Origin of the sequence: Burkholderia sp. WP9, assembly GCF_900104795.1 — a bacterium.
Classification (GTDB): domain Bacteria; phylum Pseudomonadota; class Gammaproteobacteria; order Burkholderiales; family Burkholderiaceae; genus Paraburkholderia.
This window is the reverse complement of the sequence record NZ_FNTG01000001.1, coordinates 251,403-269,470: the sequence shown is the minus strand read 5'-3', so window position 1 is coordinate 269,470 and position 18,068 is coordinate 251,403. Positions and strand designations below refer to the sequence as shown.

At 64.4% G+C, this 18,068-nt stretch carries 18 protein-coding genes; 12 read left to right on the top strand and 6 right to left on the bottom strand.

Annotation, left to right across the window (positions count from 1 at the left end; genetic code table 11):
• Positions 1-5: 5 nt before the first annotated feature.
• The 3 genes from BLW71_RS01175 to BLW71_RS41500 all read right to left on the bottom strand — a co-directional run bounded on the left by BLW71_RS01175 (position 6) and on the right by BLW71_RS41500 (position 2,948).
• Positions 6-1,943: an MFS transporter gene (locus BLW71_RS01175; protein WP_091792674.1), complete on the bottom strand. Its 1,938-nt coding sequence runs from the start codon at positions 1,941-1,943 to the stop codon at positions 6-8.
• A 280-nt stretch (positions 1,944-2,223) separates the two neighbouring features.
• Entirely contained in the window at positions 2,224-2,685 is a 462-nt protein-coding gene (locus tag BLW71_RS01170) for a CBS domain-containing protein (protein WP_091792673.1), read from the bottom strand.
• 110 nt (positions 2,686-2,795) lie between these two features.
• Positions 2,796-2,948 carry a hypothetical protein gene (locus tag BLW71_RS41500; RefSeq protein ID WP_177204945.1) on the bottom strand — a complete coding sequence of 51 codons (153 nt, stop codon included), beginning with the start codon at positions 2,946-2,948 and terminating at the stop codon, positions 2,796-2,798.
• Between BLW71_RS41500 and BLW71_RS01165 the strand changes: the two genes are divergently transcribed.
• From BLW71_RS01165 to BLW71_RS01155, 3 genes are all read left to right on the top strand, one after another.
• Entirely contained in the window at positions 2,926-4,278 is a 1,353-nt protein-coding gene (locus BLW71_RS01165) for an O-acetylhomoserine aminocarboxypropyltransferase (RefSeq protein ID WP_091792672.1), read from the top strand. The two genes, BLW71_RS41500 and BLW71_RS01165, sit on opposite strands and share 23 nt — an antisense overlap.
• Positions 4,275-5,108 carry an alpha/beta fold hydrolase gene (locus BLW71_RS01160; protein ID WP_091792671.1) on the top strand — a complete coding sequence of 278 codons (834 nt, stop codon included), beginning with the start codon at positions 4,275-4,277 and terminating at the stop codon, positions 5,106-5,108. Before BLW71_RS01165 ends, BLW71_RS01160 begins: the two co-directional genes overlap by 4 nt.
• Positions 5,109-5,286: 178 nt before the next feature.
• On the top strand, positions 5,287-5,607 hold the full coding sequence (locus tag BLW71_RS01155; RefSeq protein WP_012433756.1) for an Mpo1-like protein: 321 nt from the start codon (positions 5,287-5,289) through the stop codon (positions 5,605-5,607).
• Positions 5,608-5,704: 97 nt separating this feature from the next.
• Here BLW71_RS01155 and BLW71_RS01150 read toward each other — a convergent pair whose 3' ends face one another.
• The gene (locus BLW71_RS01150; RefSeq protein ID WP_177205075.1) at positions 5,705-7,018 is read right to left on the bottom strand and encodes a YihY family inner membrane protein; all 1,314 of its coding nucleotides are present in this window, start codon (positions 7,016-7,018) and stop codon (positions 5,705-5,707) included.
• A gap of 121 nt (positions 7,019-7,139) precedes the next feature.
• On the opposite strand from BLW71_RS01150, the gene wrbA reads away from it, so the two are divergent.
• From wrbA to BLW71_RS01125, 5 genes are all read left to right on the top strand, one after another.
• Positions 7,140-7,742 (top strand): NAD(P)H:quinone oxidoreductase, encoded by a 603-nt coding sequence (gene wrbA, locus BLW71_RS01145; protein ID WP_091792670.1) that lies wholly within the window; start codon positions 7,140-7,142, stop codon positions 7,740-7,742.
• The gene (locus BLW71_RS01140; protein ID WP_091792669.1) at positions 7,739-8,212 is read left to right on the top strand and encodes a DUF2069 domain-containing protein; all 474 of its coding nucleotides are present in this window, start codon (positions 7,739-7,741) and stop codon (positions 8,210-8,212) included. The genes wrbA and BLW71_RS01140 overlap by 4 nt, the downstream gene beginning before the upstream one ends.
• Before the next feature lie 106 nt (positions 8,213-8,318).
• Complete coding sequence (locus tag BLW71_RS01135; RefSeq protein WP_091792668.1) at positions 8,319-9,737, top strand: FAD-binding oxidoreductase; 1,419 nt, start codon at positions 8,319-8,321, stop codon at positions 9,735-9,737.
• Positions 9,738-9,787: 50 nt separating this feature from the next.
• The gene (locus BLW71_RS01130) at positions 9,788-10,594 is read left to right on the top strand and encodes a metallophosphoesterase (RefSeq protein WP_091800217.1); all 807 of its coding nucleotides are present in this window, start codon (positions 9,788-9,790) and stop codon (positions 10,592-10,594) included.
• Positions 10,595-10,808: 214 nt separating this feature from the next.
• Positions 10,809-11,531, top strand: a complete 723-nt coding sequence (locus BLW71_RS01125) for an SOS response-associated peptidase (protein WP_091792667.1) — start codon at positions 10,809-10,811, stop codon at positions 11,529-11,531.
• Between the two features lie 214 nt (positions 11,532-11,745).
• Here the strand turns inward: BLW71_RS01125 and BLW71_RS41495 are convergent, their stop codons facing one another.
• Together BLW71_RS41495 and BLW71_RS01120 are read right to left on the bottom strand one after the other, a co-directional pair.
• The gene (locus BLW71_RS41495) at positions 11,746-11,904 is read right to left on the bottom strand and encodes a hypothetical protein (RefSeq protein WP_177204944.1); all 159 of its coding nucleotides are present in this window, start codon (positions 11,902-11,904) and stop codon (positions 11,746-11,748) included.
• 216 nt (positions 11,905-12,120) lie between these two features.
• Positions 12,121-13,059 carry a LysR family transcriptional regulator gene (locus BLW71_RS01120; protein WP_091792666.1) on the bottom strand — a complete coding sequence of 313 codons (939 nt, stop codon included), beginning with the start codon at positions 13,057-13,059 and terminating at the stop codon, positions 12,121-12,123.
• 155 nt (positions 13,060-13,214) lie between these two features.
• Here BLW71_RS01120 and BLW71_RS01115 point away from each other — a divergent pair, with 155 nt between their 5' ends.
• Genes BLW71_RS01115 through BLW71_RS01100 form a run of 4 tightly spaced genes read left to right on the top strand, consistent with a single transcriptional unit; the run spans position 13,215 to position 18,060 of the window.
• Entirely contained in the window at positions 13,215-14,768 is a 1,554-nt protein-coding gene (locus BLW71_RS01115; RefSeq protein WP_091792665.1) for an efflux transporter outer membrane subunit, read from the top strand.
• Positions 14,769-14,770: 2 nt separating this feature from the next.
• Positions 14,771-16,981, top strand: a complete 2,211-nt coding sequence (locus BLW71_RS01110) for an FUSC family protein (RefSeq protein ID WP_091792664.1) — start codon at positions 14,771-14,773, stop codon at positions 16,979-16,981.
• The gene (locus BLW71_RS01105; protein ID WP_011489172.1) at positions 16,971-17,171 is read left to right on the top strand and encodes a DUF1656 domain-containing protein; all 201 of its coding nucleotides are present in this window, start codon (positions 16,971-16,973) and stop codon (positions 17,169-17,171) included. The genes BLW71_RS01110 and BLW71_RS01105 overlap by 11 nt, the downstream gene beginning before the upstream one ends.
• A gap of 13 nt (positions 17,172-17,184) precedes the next feature.
• Positions 17,185-18,060, top strand: coding sequence for an efflux RND transporter periplasmic adaptor subunit (locus tag BLW71_RS01100; RefSeq protein ID WP_091792663.1), 876 nt, complete (start codon positions 17,185-17,187; stop codon positions 18,058-18,060).
• Positions 18,061-18,068 lie beyond the last annotated feature (8 nt).

The following is an 18,068-nucleotide window of genomic DNA, read 5'->3' as shown; positions in this document are numbered from 1 at the left end:
TCCTACTACTTCCGCGCCCCGCGCAATTCGGTGACGATCTGCTGCAGGTTCTCCGGCGTCGCCTGCGCCGGATCGAGCGGCTCACCCACTGCCAGCGTCAGGCGGCTCATGACGCCCTTCTGGATCGGCCGCGGCCAGCGCGCGTCGTCCGCGCGCGAAAACACGCTGCCCCACAATCCGCGCAGCGCCATGGGGATGACCGGCGCCGGCGTGCGCCGGATGATCTCGGTCACGCCATGCCGGAACGGATTCATCTCGCCGGTTTTGGTGAGCTTGCCTTCCGGAAAGATGCAAACCAGATCACCCTCGGCCAGCGCCTGCGCGCAGCGCTCGTAGGCTCGCGTCAATAACTGCGCGTCCTGATGCGCCGGCGCGATCGGAATCGCTTTCGCGTGACGGAACACCCAGCCGGCGAACGGCGTCCTGAAGATCTGATGGTCCATCACGAAACGGATCGGGCGCGGACTCTCGGCCATGATGACGATCGCGTCCACGAAGCTCACGTGGTTGCACACGAGTACGGCCGCGCCTTCTTCCGGAATCCGCTCGGCATGCACGAGGCGAATCCGGTAGAACGTGTGCACCAGCACCCACGCGATAAAGCGCAGCAGGAACTCGGGCACGAGCGAATAGATGTAGGTCGCCACCACGATGTTCAGCAGCGCGGTAACGAGAAAAATCGCCGGAATGCCGAAGCCTGCCGCGGTCAACGCCATGGCCATCAGCGACGAAACGATCATGAACAGCGAATTCAGAATGTTGTTCGCGGCAATGATTCGCGCCCGGTGGCTCGGCTGGCTGCGGCTCTGGATCAGCGCATACAGCGGTACGCTGTAGAGGCCGCCGAACATGGCGAGCAGGAAGAGATCAGCCAGGACGCGCCAGTGGGCGGGCCGCACGATGAACTCGCCGACGCTCAACAGATGGCCCGCGGGCGGCAGCGCATGGCTCGCGAAAAACAGATCGATCGCGAACACGCTCATGCCGATCGAGCCGAGCGGCACGAGGCCGATTTCGATACGCCGCTTCGAGAGTTTTTCGCACATCAGCGAGCCGAGGCCAATGCCGATCGAAAACGTGCCGAGCAGCACGGTCACCACATCCGGATCGGCGGACAGCACGTTTTTCGCAAAACTGAAAAACGACGACAGGAAGATCGCGCCCACGAACCACAGCCAGGAGATCCCCAGCAGGCTCAAAAACACGGTACGGTTTTCGCGCGCCAGCTTCAGGTTGCGCCACGTCTCGCTGACCGGATTCCAGTTGATGCGCAGATCGGCTTGCGGCGCCGGCGTGAGCGGCACGAAGCTCGACACCACGCGCCCCACCAGCGCGATCGTGACGCAGGCGCCGGCCAGCACCACCGCGCCGTGCTCGACGAAACCCGCGCCCACCCCGCCGACAATCGTACCGATCAGGATCGCCACGAAGGTGCCCATTTCGACCATGCCGTTGCCGCCGACCAGCTCCGAACTCGACAGATGCTGCGGCAGGTATGAGTATTTGACCGGGCCGAACACGGTCGAATGGACGCCCATCAGAAATGTGCACAGGTACAGAAGCGGCGCGCTATGCAGCCAGAAACCCGCGCCGCCGATCAGCATCACCACGATTTCGAAACTCTTGACGAAACGCGTGAGCATTGCCTTGTCGTACTTGTCGGCAATCTGCCCGGAGGTGGCCGATAGCAGCACGAACGGCAGGATGAAGATGGCCGAAATCAGGAATGCCGCCGTTTTCGGATCGACGCCCGAAAAGCGCGCCGCCTGGTAGGTGACGAGCGACGTGAAGCCGATCTTGAAGACGTTGTCGTTCATCGCGCCGAGGAACTGGGTCCAGAAAAACGGCGCGAAACGGCGCTCGCCGAGCAGCCGGAACTGGGAGTCGTGACCCTCGGGTCGACGGGCGGCGCGGCGGGCAGCAGGTAACGGACGATCGCTCATGAAGTTCGGCAAGCAGGCTGGAGAGCAACAAAGATGAAAGCACCATGCGCGCAACCCGGCGCGGGTGGATTGCCGGGCAGCAGGTGGCGCCGGACTGGCGGCCGAATAGGCGCACTCGCGCCCGCCTCGGCGGCGAGCCAGCTGGAGAGCCGGATAGACAAGGCTGAACATGCAGACAAGCCCTGCGCCGGACACAAAAAAAGCGCACGCTTTCGCGCGCGCCTTGACCGCCACTTCGCGCTCACGGCAACGACAGAACGTCGCAGTGAGTCGCCGCGCATTAACGCGCCGGCTGCTGTTCCGGCTGTTCTTCCGGCCAGTCGCGGATATAGGCCTTGAGCATGCGGTTTTCGAAGCCCTGCTCTTCCACCACCGCCTTGGCGACGTCGTAGAACGAGATCACGCCCATCAGCGTGCGGCTCTCCAGCACGGGCAGATAACGCACGTGATGCTCGAGCATCATGCGGCGAACTTCGTTGACGTCCGTTTCAGGCGTGCAGGTGAGCGGATGGTCGTCCATGACCTTGCGGATCGTGGAGGTGCCGACGCTGCCGCCGTTCTTGCTCAGCGTCGAAATAATTTCGCGGAAAGTCAGCATGCCGACGAGATCGCCATATTCCATCACAACCAGCGAGCCGATGTCGTGCTCCGCCATGGTATTGACTGCGTCGTGCAGCGTGGTATCCGGCGTAACCGTGAAAAGGGTGTTGCCTTTGACTTTGAGGATGTCGCTGACTCGCATGATCTGTCTCCCGTAATGCCCGCTAAGCTCGTAATACATCAATGATTTTCGATCCTAGCGGAAAGACCCATAAAAGGAAAGCGGCCCGCCCACCAAGGCGCACCGGCCATTCACCGGTTCGAGCCCGGCTCGCCGCGGCTGTGCGCATCGGGAAAACCGCGCTTGAAGCGCGGCGCGCCGGTGATAGGATGGCCGCCACTTTCACCTTTCGCGAGGCCGTTCGTGGCCTCGCCGCCCACGATGTCCGCCAACCGTTTCGACACGCTTGCGCTGCACGCCGGCGCCGCTCCCGACCCGACCACTGGCGCGCGCGCCACGCCGATCTACCAGACTACCTCGTTTTCGTTCCGCGATTCGGACCACGCCGCGGCGCTCTTCAATATGGAGCGCGCGGGTCACGTCTATTCGCGCATCTCGAATCCGACCGTTGCCGTGTTCGAGGAACGCGTGGCCGCGCTGGAAAACGGCGCGGGCGCGATCGGCACGGCGAGCGGCCAGGCGGCCTTGCATCTGGCCATCGCCACGCTGATGGGCGCAGGCTCGCATATCGTTGCCTCCAGCGCGCTGTACGGCGGCTCGCACAATCTGCTGCACTACACGTTGCGGCGCTTCGGCATCGAGACGACCTTCGTCAAACCGGGCGACCTCGATGCGTGGCGAGCCGCGCTGCGCCCGAGTACGCGACTGCTGTTCGGCGAGACGCTCGGCAATCCGGGGCTCCACGTGCTCGATATCGCGGCCGTGGCGCAGATCGCGCATGAGCATCGCGTGCCGTTGCTGGTCGACTCGACCTTTACCACGCCGTACCTGCTCAAGCCCTTCGAGCACGGCGCGGACTTCGTTTATCACTCGGCCACCAAGTTCCTCGGTGGCCATGGCACGACGATCGGCGGCGTGCTGGTGGACGGCGGCACGTTCGACTTCGAAGCCTCCGGGCGTTTCCCCGAATTCACCGAGCCTTACGACGGCTTTCACGGCATGGTGTTCACCGAGGAAAGCACCGTCGCTCCGTTCCTCTTGCGTGCGCGCCGCGAGGGTCTGCGCGACTTCGGCGCATGCCTGCATCCGCAGGCTGCGTGGCAACTGCTGCAAGGCATCGAAACACTGCCCTTGCGGATGGAGCGGCACGTTGCCAACACGCGCCGGGTGGTCGAATTCCTCGCCGGTCACGCCGCGGTCGAAACCGTCGCCTATCCGGAATTGCCGACGCACCCCGACCACGCGCTCGCGAGGCGCTTGCTGCCACGCGGTGCCGGCGCCGTGTTCAGCTTCAATCTGCGCGGCGACCGCGCTGCGGGACGCAGCTTCATCGAAGCGCTCTCGCTGTTCTCGCATCTCGCGAACGTGGGCGACGCGCGCTCACTGGTCATCCATCCCGCATCGACCACGCACTTTCGCATGGACGCCGCCGCGCTCGCCGCAGCCGGCATCGCCGAAGGCACGATCCGCCTCTCGATCGGACTCGAAGATCCCGACGATCTGATCGACGACCTCAAGCGCGCGCTGAAGGCGTCGCAAAAAGCGAGCAGTTCGAGCGCGCCGCACAGCGGCGCATCCGGCACTCCCCCCCAACGCCGCCCGGAGTCCGCATGATCCTCACCGTTCAAGGCAAGCCCGTCTATGCGTACACGGGCGGCAAAGCGTTCGACGCGCGCCTGCCAACCGCCGTATTCATCCACGGCGCCGAGCATGATCACAGTGTATGGGCGCTGCAAACCCGCTACTTCGCGCATCACGGTTTCGGCGTGCTGGCCGTGGATTTGCCCGGCCACTGCCGCAGCAGCGGCCCGGCCCTGACCACCGTGCCAGCCATGGCTGACTGGCTGGCCGCGCTGCTCGACGCCGCGGGTGTGCAACGCGCCTTCGTAGCCGGCCACAGCATGGGCTCGCTGATCGCGCTCGACTTCGCCGGCCGCTATCCCGAGCGGGCAACGCACCTCGCCCTGCTCGCCACGGCGGTGCCGATGACCGTCTCCGATGCGCTGCTCGACGCCGCTCTGAACCGTGAACCCGAAGCGATCGGCATGGTCAACGCGTGGTCGCATTCGACCATTGCGGCCAAGCCTTCCTGCCCGGGCCCCGGCTTCTGGTTGCACGGCATGAACCAGCGACTCATGGAGCGCGTCTCGGCGCGCGGTGAACCGCACCTGTTCCATACCGATTTCACCGCCTGCAATAGTTACGCGGACGGCCTCACCCGTGCCGGGCAAGTGCGCTGCGCCACGCGCCTGATCGTGGGGCGGCGTGACGCGATGACGCCGCCGCGCGCAGCCAGGGCGCTCGCGGGCGCGCTGGAGCAAACAGGCGTACCGGTCGACACGGTCATGTTCGAAGCCGGCCACGCGTTGATGACCGAGCAACCCGACGCCACGCTAGACGCCCTCTTCAGCTTCGCGACCAGAACTCCTCACACGGTTCGATGAACGTTGCGAGCCATCACGATAACTGCGCCGGGAGCGCTGCGCCATCGGCCAAATGGCCAGGTTGCGCGCATGGCCCGATAGCCGCACAATGGATCAAGCCTGTCCTGTTTCGAGCGCGTGTGTCCGGCATGCCGGCGCACGCCGGAGCATCGAGAAGCGTAGCAATCCGGAGGCCGTGATGGCTCAAACCGCGCACACCGATCACTTCGCGAGTTTCGCGGAGTTCTATCCGTACTATCTGAGCGAGCATCGCAATACGGTCTCGCGGCGGCTGCACTTCGTGGGATCGCTCGGCGTGATCGGCTGTCTTGCCATGGCGCTCGCCACCGGCGACTGGCTCTGGCTGCCCGCTGCCGTGATCTGCGGATACGGCTTCGCCTGGGTCGGGCATTTCTTCTTCGAGAAAAATCGGCCGGCTACCTTCCGGCATCCGCTTTACAGCCTGATGGGTGATTGGGTGATGTTCAAGGACATTTGCGTCGGCAAGATTTCGTTGTAGCGAAGCGCTAGCTTTTCCACTGCTTCGAAGTTTCCGCTGCGGCCGCCTTTCGCGGTATCAAGCGCTCGCACGCTGCCTCAACCCGCCTCGTCCGGCATCACGCCGCATGCTGCGGCATGGAAGGCGCGCCAGACTCGTCCTCCGCAGCGCGCGCGGCACGGTCGGCTGCTCGCGCGGCAAGCAAAGCGGCGAGCGTCACTTTCAGCTTGTCGTTTTCGAGGGCCGCCAGCAGCATTTCTCCGTCCACACGCGTGGACGCCAGCTCGAGCTGATATCCGAGCTCCGCGCGGTCGATCACGAACAGTCCGAACAGGCGCTCGACAGTGATTTGCGCCGGATTCGCCAGCAGCAGGAAATGCGGACGCGAGTCGTCCTCCTGCAAGCGCGCGATCCACTCGATCTCTTCGAGCTTTTCCAGCAGGTTGAGCGTGGTGTCCATATCGCGGCGAAGCATGCGTGAAAGTTCGGGCACCGTATAGCCGCGCTTGCCGGCGTCGCGTGCTTCCGAGAGGCGCGCGAGCAGTTCGAGCGAGTCGAACAGATTGCTGCCTTCGAAGGTGGGCCGGTGAAACTGCCCAATGCGAATGGCCGGCAACGCGGACGCGATCATCGCGCCCGCCAGCGTGATGAACCAGCACAGGTACATCCACAGCAGAAACAGCGGCACGGCCGCAAATGCGCCATACACCGCGGTGTAGGTTGGAATGCGCCGCACGTAATAACCGAAGCCGCGCTTCGCAAGCTCGAAGGCGATCGCGGCAGTCACACCGCCGATCACCGCGTCGCGCCATTCCACGCGGCAATTCGGCAGGTACACGTAGAGAATCGTGAATGCGACCGCGGTGAGCGGGAGCGCGGCGCCCGCGAGCGCCCACTCGATGACCGGTGTCATGCGCTGGGCCGCCGTGAAGGTCATGGATTGCGTGAACAGGTACGATGAAATCGACAGGCTCACGCCGATCAGGATCGGGCCGAGCGTGATGATCGCCCAGTACACCAGAATGCGCTGCGCGATTGGCCGCGCCTTGCGCACGCGCCAGATCACGTTGAACGCGGACTCGACCGTCATCATCGTCATCACGGCGGTGACGAACAGAAAAATCATACCGATGGTGGTGAGACCCTTCGCCTTCGAAGCAAACTGATTCAGATAATTGAAGATCTGACTGTTGAGCTGCGCGGGCATCAGATGATCGGCAAGAAAAATCTGCAGCGACATCTGGAAGGAAGCAAAGATCGGAAACGCAGTGAACAACGCGAACGCGACGGTCGCGAGCGGCACGAGCGAAAGCATGGTGGTGAACGTGAGACTGCCGGCCACCTGCGGAATGCGGTCTTCGCTGCTGCGCTGCGCGGCAAACTGCGCGAGGCGTTTGAGCGTGTCGAGATCGAAACGCACCCTGGACAACAAACCCACCTCCCTCGTTTCCTTTGCTGGTGTTTCAGGACCGCGCGCGAGACCTGGCCGAACGGCTATGTGTGGCCTGTGGAGCGGACCCAACCCCTATAATACCTGTTCACCGATGAGGCCTATGAAAGACATTCTCGTGCTCTATTACAGCCGTCACGGCGCCACGCGCGAACTCGCGCTGGCGATCGCGCACGGCGTCGACAGCGTTCCCGGCATGCAGGCGCGCGTGCGTACCGTGCCGGCGGTGTCCACCGTCTGTGAAGCGACCCAGCCCGACATTCCCGCCGAAGGGCCGCCCTTCGTCGAACTGCGTGACCTCGAAGAATGCGCCGGCCTCGCGCTCGGCTCGCCCACCCGCTTCGGCAACATGGCCGCGTCGCTCAAATACTTTCTCGACGGCACCACGCCGCAGTGGCTATCCGGCGCCCTCTCAGGCAAGCCCGCCTGCGTGTTCACGTCCACCGGCAGTCTGCACGGCGGTCAGGAATCCACGCTGCTCTCCATGATGCTGCCGCTTCTGCATCACGGCATGCTGATCGTCGGCATTCCGTACACCGAGAGCGCGCTGAGCACCACGCAAACCGGCGGCACGCCTTACGGCGCGTCGCATTTCGCGCGTGCGGGCAGCGCCGAACACGGCATCTCCGCGGACGAAAAGACGCTCGCCATCGCGCTCGGCGCCCGCGTCGCGCGCACGGCGGCATCCATGAGCGAAAGGCCGTGAACGAGCCGAACGCCCAACCGGCCGCCGACCCGGCAACGCGCGCGCCGAGCGCCACACACGCAGCGTCCGTGCAGCGAAATCGCGCCGCCGCGCTCGGCGCCACCACTGCACTGGCTGTGCTGATCGCGCTGTGCGTCGTGTGGGAATGGTGGCTCGCGCCGCTGCGGCCCGGCGGTTCGGCGCTCGTGCTCAAGGCCGTGCCGTTGCTGGTCGCTCTGCCGGGCGTCTGGCGGCAGCGGCTTTACACGCTGCAATGGGCGTCGATGTTGATCCTGCTGTATTTTGCCGAAGGCGTGGTGCGCGGCTGGAGCGACCGCGAGCTGAGCGCCGGTCTCGGCTGGCTGGAGGCCGTGCTCTCCATGGTCTTTTTCGTTTGCGCGCTGGCCTATGTCGCGCCATTCAAACGCGCGGCAAAACGGGCTGCGAAAGAGGCCGCAAAAGAGGCCGCAAAAGAGGCCGCAACAGGCTAAAAAACAGGCGGCGAAACAAGCGCCACGCCTGGCTGCGAAACAAGCCAACACGACCATCTGACCAGAACGTCGCGACATTCCTCCCGAACACGCTGACTGACCCAACATGACCCAAACCGCTTTTCTCGCCGCCTGCCGCGACGCCATCGGCGCCGCGCAGGTGCTGACCGATCCGCACGACACCGCCCCGTACCTGACCGACTGGCGGCGCCGCTACACCGGCGCGGCATGCGCGGTGCTCTGCCCGGCCACGCCTGACGAAGTCGCGGCACTCGTGAAGCTCGCCGTCGAGCATCGCATCGCGCTAGTCCCGCAAGGTGGCAACACGGGCCTTGCCGGCGGCGCCACGCCGGACGCAAGCGGCGCGCAAGCGGTCATCAGCTTGCGGCGTCTGAACCGGGTGCGCGACATCGATCCGCACAACAACACGATCACGGTCGAAGCCGGCGTCATCCTCGCGGAAGTGCAGAAGCACGCCGAAGAAGCCGGCCGGCTGTTTCCGTTGAGCCTCGCCGCCGAAGGCAGTTGCACGATCGGCGGCAATCTCGCCACCAATGCGGGCGGCACCGGCGTGCTCCGCTATGGCAACACGCGCGAACTTTGCCTCGGCCTCGAAGTCGTCACCCCGCAGGGCGAACTGTGGGACGGCCTGCGCGGACTGCGCAAGGACAACACCGGCTACGATCTGCGCGACCTGTTCATCGGCGCGGAAGGCACACTCGGCATCATCACCGCTGCCGTGCTGAAGTTGCATCCACAACCAGCCGCGCGCGTCACGGCGCTCGCCGCGCTCGCGTCGCCGCACGCCGCGCTCGATTTTCTCTCACTCACGCAGCGCGTCGCCGGGCCGCTCCTGACCGGTTTCGAATTGATGTCGGATTTCTGCCTGCGTCTGGTCGGCCGGCATTTCGAGCAGATGCGCTATCCGTTCGCCGAGCCGCACGCGCAGGTCGTGCTGCTCGAACTGTCGGACAGCGAGAGCGAGGAGCACGCACGCGAACTGTTCGAGCGTTTAATGGAAACGGCGCTGGAAGAAGGCCTGGTGCAGGACGCGGTGGTCGCGGAAAACCTCAGCCAGTCGCGGGCGTTCTGGAACCTGCGTGAACACATTCCGCTCGCCCAGGCCGAAGAAGGGCTGAACATCAAGCACGATATCGCGGTGCCGATCTCGCGCATCGGCCACTTCATCGAAGAAACCGACGCCGCGATCGCGCAAGCCGTGCCCGGTGCGCGCATGGTGACATTCGGCCATCTCGGCGACGGCAATCTGCACTACAACGTGCAGGCGCCCGAAGGCGTCGACGCCAAGGCGTTCCTCAAACAGTACCAAGGCCCGATCAACCAGATCGTCTACGACAGCGTGCATCGGCATCGCGGCAGCATCAGCGCGGAACACGGGCTCGGCCAGTTGAAGATCGACGAGGCGATGCATTACAAGCAGGACGTCGAGGTGCAGTTGATGCGTGCCGTCAAGCGCGCGCTCGATCCGCTGAATCTGATGAATCCGGGCAAGGTGCTACGCTAGCGTCTGAAGCTGCGCGTTCCCTTGCGGAGCCCCTTGCAGGAGTCGTGGTCGTGAAGATTCGAGTGCTGTCCGATCTGCATCTGGAAAATGACGAGCCCGAGCTGATCCCGCATGCGCAGGCGGATCTGATCGTGCTGGCGGGCGACATCCACAACCACGCGGCCGGACCGCGCTGGGCCGCGCAGACTTTCGACGGCGCCGTGCCAGTGGTCTACGTGCCGGGCAATCACGAGTACTACGACGGCGAGTTCGGCGCGCTCGAAGCCGCGCTCCACGACGCGGCCGCGCAGGTCGACAATGTGCACGTGCTGAACAATGCGGCGCTGGTCGACCCGCAAGGCCGGTGGCGCGTGCTCGGCACGACCTTGTGGACCGACTTCGCCTTATACGGAAACGACGCCGATACGCTCGCGGAGTCGATCGCTGCGTCGCGGCGGGTCATGCTCGATTTTCGCGGGCTGATCCAGATGAACTGGCCGCACGACACCCACGATGCAACGCGCGACTTCACACCCGACGATTCGCTCGCGCTGCACCGGCAGGCGCGGGCCTGGCTCGAAGGCGAACTCGCCAAACCCTTCGGCGGCAAGACGATCGTCGTCACGCATCATGCGCCGCATCGGCTGAGTCTGGCCGAACGTTACGCGGAAGACCGCGTGTCGGCGGGCTTCGTCAATCACTTGCCGGATCTCGTGGGGCCGCCGGTCGCGTTATGGATTCATGGGCACACGCATACGCCGTTCGACTACAGCGTGAACGGCACGCGCGTGGTGTGCAATCCGCGCGGATATCTCGACCGGCGCACCGGGCTGCTGGAGAATCCGCTGTTTGCGTGGGATAAGGTCGTTGAGATTTAGCGGCATCTGAAGGTGCCGCGGGTTGGCTTGAGTAGGTCGGGTAGCTCGGCTAGCTCAGGTAGCCCGGACCAGCCTAACCCCGCTCCTGTCGCCCCAGCAGGCAGACCACCTTCGGGCCGATCTGAATAGCGAGCCCGCCCGGCAGGCGCTACGCTAGTGAAGTTATCGAACCGCAGCGGTCGCAACCCAGGCTGGTCGTCTCCGGAGGTCGCTCATGTGTGGTCGAATCAGCCAGTACCGCGATCCGCATTTCTACGCCGAGCACCTCGGTCTCGCCGATCCACTCATGCTTTTCGATGCCGCCGACCGGCGTCCCGGCTACAACCTCGCTCCCGGCACGCACCCGCTCACGGTGTACCCGGATCAGACGGTGCGCGCAATCCACTGGGGATATCGTCCCGACTGGGCACGCGAACAGCATTTGCCGCAGACCATCAACGCGCGCGCGGACGCCGCGCCGAACGGGCGCTACTTCAAGGAACTGTGGAAGACCGGGCGCGTATTGGTGCCTGCGGACGGCTGGTTCGAATGGCGCGTGGAAACCACGCCTGTGACAGCCATCGCGCAGAGCAAGGACAGAGCGGACGAACCGCCGATCCGTCAGCCCTACTTCGTGCATCTGAAAAGCGATGCTCCCATGTATCTCGCGGCGCTATCGAGCGTGCGCGGCACGGAACCACAAACGGAAGGCATGGGAATGGTGATAGTGACGGCCATCGCCGATACGGGTCTCGTCGATGTGCACGATCGCCGTCCGCTGGCATTCGCATCGGAAGCGGCCCGCCGCTGGCTGGATCCCGCTTTACCGCTCGACGAACTCGAGCAATTGACACGCAGCGCGGGCCTGGCCGCCGGACGCTTCCGCTGGCACCGGGTGAGCCACGAGGTGGACCGCACGCTCAATGACGAACCGGGTCTGATCGCGGCAATAAACTGAAAACCGGCCTGACGTAAGCCCAAACATAAGCCCGAACCGCAAAGCAGCATGAGCCAACGGCGCGATCGCCGCACTTAACCCGATATAGGCCAGGAAAGGAGCAAGAAGCAAGCAAGAAGCGAGCAACAAGCGCGGACAATCCACGCACGCCGAACCAAACTGCGCGCCGCCGCCCGAATAAACGGCGCCTGCTAGACAGGCGCCTCGGCGAGACTCAACGGTCGCGCCGCTGTGCCTTCAGATCCGGGCGCTCGACCTTGATCGGCACCAGTTGCGGCTGCTGCTCGCGCAACCGGCGCAGCAGATCGCGCGAAGCGGCAATCCCGATCAAGCCAATCATGACGGCCACGCCGATCATCAGATGCGTATCCATGAATCCCTCGTGCTTCTGTTGTTGCAATATTGCCGAACCGCGGCGAAATGAGCGCCCCCGGTCTACTACCGCAGCGCATGAACGACACGTTAGCAAATCGATCGGGCGGCGAAAGTAAGGAAATGTTGCGGCGCGGCACTTATGTAACAGGCGGTCACTGCACCGCCCGCCGCCCGGTCAACCGTTCAAGGATTGCCAAAAGACGCGCGCCTTATCTCAGGCGCGCGCGAATTCGCGCAATTCCGCCTGATCCGCAGCCAGCGTGGCAGGCAGTTCATCTCGCAGGAACTCGACCCACGTGCGGATCTTGGCGTCCAGATACTGCCGGGACGGGTACAACGCGTACAGATTCATCTCCTGCGACGTGTATTCCGGCAGCAACCACACCAGTTCGCCACTTCGCAAACCGCTGATCGCCGAGTAGATCGGAATCAGCCCGACGCCCATGCCATTCGACACGGCCACCGCCATGGCTTCGGCCACGTTCACCTGGAAGGTGGTCGGGCCGAGGGCGATGGTTTCCTCGCCGTTCGGGCCGTCGAAGGTCCATTTGTCGGTCGGAAAAACCGGCGTGACCATTTGCAGACACGTGTGACGCACCAGGTCCGCGGGCGTTTGCGGCACACCGCGCCGCTCCAGATAGGCAGGCGACGCGCACGCGATGCTGAACGCGCTGCCAATGCGCTGCGACACCAGCCCCGAATCCGGCAGACCGGTGGCGAGCGTGAGCGACACGTCGAAACCTTCGTCGAGCAGATCGGGCATGCGCTGCGCGAGCGTCAGTTCGATCTGCACCTCCGGATAGCGCTCCTGGTAGCGGCCTACGGCCGGCACCACGTAGTGCTGGCCGAAACTCGTCATTGCGTGGACCTTGAGTTTGCCGGACGGGCGGGCGTGAGCGTCGCTCGCCTCGGCTTCCGCCTGATCCACGTACGCGAGGATCTGCTCGCAGCGCTGCAGGTAGCGCTCGCCGGCCTCGGTCAGCGCGATGCGGCGCGTGGTGCGGTTCAACAGGCGCGTGCGCAGATGCGCTTCCAGATCGGACACCGCGCGCGACGCATATGCGGTGGTCGTGTTCAGATGCTGCGCGGCGCCCGTAAAGCTGCCCGCTTCGACGACGCGGACAAATACGCGCATGTTTTGAAGCGTATCCATAACTTTCCCTTGTGATCGGAAGCGATTGTTACACGATTCGCAAAGGCGATTGTCTCATATCGCGTAAAAATGCCTTGCATCTTTACCGGTTATTCCGCAATTGATCAAAAAATATAATGACGCACATGCTTCTATAGTCATTTCTGGAGGAAATCGTGCAGTCTCCGGTACCGAAAGGGATCGCCGCAGCCGCGGTTCTTACGATCCTATTAACAATCGCTGGCTGTGCCAGTACCGGAGGCGTCGCGCCGCAAGCGAGCGGAGTCCAGCCCGCTTCGCTCGACGCGGGCAACGCGATCCGCGCCGCCAATGCGGACGCCCAATGGCCGGCCGTCGACTGGTGGCGCGCCTACAACGATCCGCAACTCAACGAGTGGATCGACGCCGCGCAAGCGGGCAACCCGAGCCTCGCGGCCGCCCAGGCACGCGTGCGCGAAGCCATGTCGATGGCGGGTGTCGCCCGTGCGGCGTTGTCGCCGCAAGTCAACGGCAGCCTGTCGATCCAGCGCCAGAAGTGGGCCGACAACCTGTACTACGGTCCCGGCCCGCTCGCGGGCGAGCAATCGTGGAACAACACCGGCACGCTCGGCCTGTCGTATCACCTCGATATCTGGGGCAAGGACAAGAACGCCGCCGAGCGCGCGCTCGACGCCGCCCACGCGAGCTCAGCCGATGCCCGCGCCGCCCAGCTCGAGCTGGAAAACAACGTGGTGCGCACGTACATCGAGATGTCGCTGAACTACGCGCTCCTCGACATCGCCAAATCCACCTTGCAGCAACAGCAGCAGATCGTGGACCTGGCTAGCCGGCGCCTGAAAGGCGGCATCGGTACGCAGCTGGAAGTGAGCCAGGCCGAAACGCCGTTGCCCGAATACGAACGCCAGATCGACGAAATCGAAGAAAAGATCGCGCTCGGCCGCAATCAGCTGGCCGCGCTGGCCGGTAAAGGTCCGGGCGCGGGTGATTCGATCCAGCGTCCGACGCTTTCGCTGAACGCGCCGGCCGGCCTGCCGAGCGCCCTGCCCGCCGACCTGATCGGCCACCGGCCGGACGTGGTCGCGGCGCGCTGGACGGTCGCGGCGCAGGCACGCGGCATCGACGTGGCCAAGGCCGACTTCTATCCGGACATCAACCTGCTCGCGTCGATCGGCGGATATGCGGCAATGGGGCCGCTGTTCCAGTTTCTAAAGAACCCGTCGCATAGCTGGAGCGCGGGGCCCGCGCTGTCGCTGCCGATCCTCGACGGCGGCCGCCTGCGTTCGCAACTCGGCGCAGCCTCGGCGAGCTATGACGAAGCCGTCGACCGTTACAACCAGTCGATTGTCGGCGCGCTCAAGGACATTTCCGATCAGGTGATCCGGATCCGCTCGCTCGCGACCCAGGCCGACGACGCCGACCGTTCAGTCGCGACCGCCCGCAAGAACTACGATCTGTCGCGCGAAGGTTATCGGCGCGGCCTGACCGACTACCTGAACGTGTTGATCGCCCAAAACCAGTTGCTGCACGCACAGGAAGGCGTGGCCAGGATCCAGGCCGAACGGCTCGGCGCGCATGCGTCGCTGGTCACGGCATTGGGCGGTGGACTCGACGACCCGGCCAACGGTCCGCTGGCGAAAGAAACGCTGCCGGCGCATGGCAAGGGTAAGACGGTCGCGCCCGGTTCGACCGCCAGCGCCGAGCCGGCCAAACCCGCCAGGTCGGGAAGCTGATCATGTCCGCTTCTCCTTTTTCCGCGCCGCGTCCGGCGTCGTTCGCAGCGTATTACGCGGCCGCCGCCGACTGGGCGCGTAACGACGGTCTGACGTGGATCTATCTGTTCAAAGCGCTCGCCGCCTGCTTCCTCGCGCTCGGCGTCGCGATGAAGCTCGACCTGCCGCAGCCGCGCACGGCAATGACCACCGTGTTCATCGTGATGCAGCCGCAAAGCGGCATGGTGTTCGCAAAGAGCTTCTACCGGATCTGCGGCACGCTCGTCGGTCTCGTCGTGATGCTCGCGCTGATCGGTCTGTTCGCGCAGCAGCCGGAACTGTTCATTGTCACGACCGCGATCTGGGTTGGCATCTGCACGGCGGGCGCCGCGCGCAACCGCAACTTCAGGTCGTACGGTTTCGTGCTGGCGGGCTACACCGCCGCGCTGATCGGCATTCCCGCTTCGCAGCACCCGGACGGCGCATTTCTGAGCGCGCTCACGCGAGTGGCCGAAGTGGTGGTCGGCATTATCTGCGCGGGCGCCGTGAGTGGCCTCGTGTTTCCGCAGTTTGCCGGCTTGCAGATGCGCGGCACCGTGCGCGCACGTTTCTCGGCCTTCGTCGAGTATGTGTCGGCGTCGCTCGCCGGCCACAATGACCGCGCGCAGATCGAAGCGACCAATGCACGCTTTGTCGCCGACATCGTCGGCTTCGAAGCGGCGCGCAGCGTGGCCGTGTTCGAGGGTCCCGACTCGCGCATGCGTGGCGGCCGCCTCGCCCGTCTGAACAGTGAGTTCATGACCGCCTCGACGCGCTTTCACGCGCTGCATCAGCTGATGAACCGCTTGCGCGACGCGAACACCAGCGGCGCGGCGATCGCTGTCGATGCGCTCGAGCCGTACTTCCGGGAAATCGCCCCGCTGCTCGCGAAATCCGGTGAACCCGTGCTGAGCGCCGCCGACGCCGTTCACGCCGCCGCGCAACTCGAGGCCTTCAAAGCCGAGTTGCCCAAGCGCGTGCGCGCGACGCGAGCGGAACTGGAAGCGCATCCCGACGCCCCGCTGCTCGACTTCGACACCGGCGCCGAACTGCTGTATCGCTTTATCGATGACCTGCACGCCTATGCGGCCACGTACGCATCGCTCTCCGTCGATACGCACGAGCGCGAGCGCTGGGTCGAACGTTACGAACCGAAAACGAACGCGATTGCGGCAAGCGTCTCGGGCGTGCGCGCCGCCATCGTGATGATGGTGCTCGGCGCGTTCTGGATCGCGACCGCGTGGCCGAGCGGTTCGACCCTGACGCTGAACGCCGCGGCGGTGTGCGCGCTGGCGTCGTCGTCGCCGAATCCGAAACGCACCGCGTTCCAGATGGCCGCCGGCACGCTGGTCGCCACGGTGATGGGAATGATCGCGGTGTTCGGCGTGTTTCCGCACATCGACGGCTTCCCGCTGCTGTGCGCCGCGCTCGCGCCTTTCCTGCTGCTCGGCGTGTTCATGACCACACGGCCCGCGCTGGCCGGCTATGGCGTCGGCTACTGCATCTTCTTCTGTTTCCTCGCCGGCCCGGACAACGTGATTCACTACGACCCGAGCAGTTTCATGAACGACGCGATGGCGCTCGTGCTGTCGATGCTGGTGGCCTCGATCGCGTTCGCGGTGTTGCTGCCGCCCTCCACTCCGTGGCTGCGCAACCGCCTGCTGATGGATTTGCGCCGCCAGGTGGTGCTGGCGAGCCGCGCGGGCATGCGCCGGGTGCGCTCGCGCTTCGAGAGCGGCGCGCGCGATCTGATGTTCCAGATCAACGCGCTCGCGCAACACGAGCCCGAGCTTAAACGCGATACGTTGCGCTGGCTCTTCTCGGTGCTCGAAGTGGGCAACGCGGTGATCGACTTGCGCCGCGAACTGGCCACGCTGCCTGCCGACGCGCGTTATGCGCCGTCGATGCCGTGGCGCGCCTCGCTGCGCACCATGCGCGACGCGCTGGCCGCGCTATTCGAGCGGCCGCGTGAAGACCGCTTCGACCGCGCGCTCGCCGCGACCACCGACGCTATCACCGCGCTTCAGCAGATGCTGGTCGCTTTCGCGCCGCCGCGTGAAGAGCGGCACCAGCTGCAACGCATTTTGAGTCAACTGCATTTCATTCGTACCGCGCTGCTCGATCCGCAATCGCCGCTTGAATCGTTGATGAGCGGACGTGCCGGCGCGTCAGAAGGAGTTCGTCATGCCACGTGATATCGCCGTTCTGGACGCGTACATCCCTGCCATCGTGTTGCTGTTCATCGCAGGCGCCGCGCTTACGTGGGTACTGGACCGCGTGATCGCCCATACGGGCCTGTATCGCGTGGTGTGGCATCCGTCCTTGTTCCGGGCCAGCTTGCTCGTGTGTGTTTGCGGCGTGCTGGGTCTCGCCGTTTATCGTTGATCAGAGTCGAAACATGACCATCCGAAATATTGTGGGCTTCGTCGCGACAGCCGTTATTTTTATCGTCGCGATTTTGATTGGACGCGTGCTGTGGGTTCATTACATGGATGAACCGTGGACACGCGACGGTCGCGTGCGCGCCGAGATCGTGAATATCGCACCGGATGTTTCCGGGGCGATCGTCGATCTGCCGGTGAAGGACAATCAGCTCGTGAAGAAAGGCGACCTGTTGATGCAGATCGACCCGTCGCACTATGCGCTCGCGGTTGAACAGGCGCAGGCCGCGGTTGCCGCGCGAAAGGCCGAGTTGCAGATGAGGCGCGATGACGCGCAACGGCGTGCCGATATGGATGCGCTGGTCGTGTCGAAAGAGAACCGCGAGAACGCGACTCACACTGCTTCGGCTGCCGAGGCGTCTTATCAGCAGGCTTTGGCCACGCTCGACGCGGCCAAGCTGAATCTCGAACGCACGCGGGTCGTGTCACCGGTCGACGGGTATGTCACGAATCTGAGCGTGTTTCGCGGCGATTATGCGACGGTGGGTTCCGCGAAGCTGGCGATTGTCGATAGCCATTCGTTCTGGGTGTACGGGTACTTCGAGGAAACCAAGCTTCCGCATGTGCGCGTTGGCGACAAGGCTGAAGTCCGGTTGATGAGCGGTGGCACGCTGCAGGGGCACGTCGAGAGTATTTCTCGCGGCATTTATGATCGGGACAATCCTGAGAGCCGTGAACTGCTTGCCGATGTGAATCCGACTTTTAACTGGGTACGGTTGGCGCAGCGCGTGCCCGTGCGGGTGAAGATCGATTCGGTGCCCGACAATGTCGTGCTGGCGGCGGGGATTACCTGTACGGTTGTGGTTACGCCCGGGAGTGGTAAGGCAAGCTAATTTTTGCT

Excerpts from the sequence above, each read along its gene's own strand:
- BLW71_RS01170 (WP_091792673.1), bottom strand. The coding sequence starts at position 2,685 with ATGCGAGTCAGCGACATCCTCAAAGTCAAAGGCAACACCCTTTTCACG.
- BLW71_RS01120 (WP_091792666.1), bottom strand. The coding sequence starts at position 13,059 with ATGGATACGCTTCAAAACATGCGCGTATTTGTCCGCGTCGTCGAAGCG.
- wrbA (WP_091792670.1), top strand. The coding sequence starts at position 7,140 with ATGAAAGACATTCTCGTGCTCTATTACAGCCGTCACGGCGCCACGCGC.
- BLW71_RS01160 (WP_091792671.1), top strand. The coding sequence starts at position 4,275 with ATGATCCTCACCGTTCAAGGCAAGCCCGTCTATGCGTACACGGGCGGC.
- BLW71_RS41495 (WP_177204944.1), bottom strand. The coding sequence starts at position 11,904 with ATGGATACGCATCTGATGATCGGCGTGGCCGTCATGATTGGCTTGATC.
- BLW71_RS01155 (WP_012433756.1), top strand. The coding sequence starts at position 5,287 with ATGGCTCAAACCGCGCACACCGATCACTTCGCGAGTTTCGCGGAGTTC.
- BLW71_RS01110 (WP_091792664.1), top strand. The coding sequence starts at position 14,771 with ATGTCCGCTTCTCCTTTTTCCGCGCCGCGTCCGGCGTCGTTCGCAGCG.
- BLW71_RS01175 (WP_091792674.1), bottom strand. The coding sequence starts at position 1,943 with ATGAGCGATCGTCCGTTACCTGCTGCCCGCCGCGCCGCCCGTCGACCC.
- BLW71_RS01165 (WP_091792672.1), top strand. The coding sequence starts at position 2,926 with ATGTCCGCCAACCGTTTCGACACGCTTGCGCTGCACGCCGGCGCCGCT.
- BLW71_RS01125 (WP_091792667.1), top strand. The coding sequence starts at position 10,809 with ATGTGTGGTCGAATCAGCCAGTACCGCGATCCGCATTTCTACGCCGAG.
- BLW71_RS01105 (WP_011489172.1), top strand. The coding sequence starts at position 16,971 with ATGCCACGTGATATCGCCGTTCTGGACGCGTACATCCCTGCCATCGTG.
- BLW71_RS01100 (WP_091792663.1), top strand. The coding sequence starts at position 17,185 with ATGACCATCCGAAATATTGTGGGCTTCGTCGCGACAGCCGTTATTTTT.
- BLW71_RS01135 (WP_091792668.1), top strand. The coding sequence starts at position 8,319 with ATGACCCAAACCGCTTTTCTCGCCGCCTGCCGCGACGCCATCGGCGCC.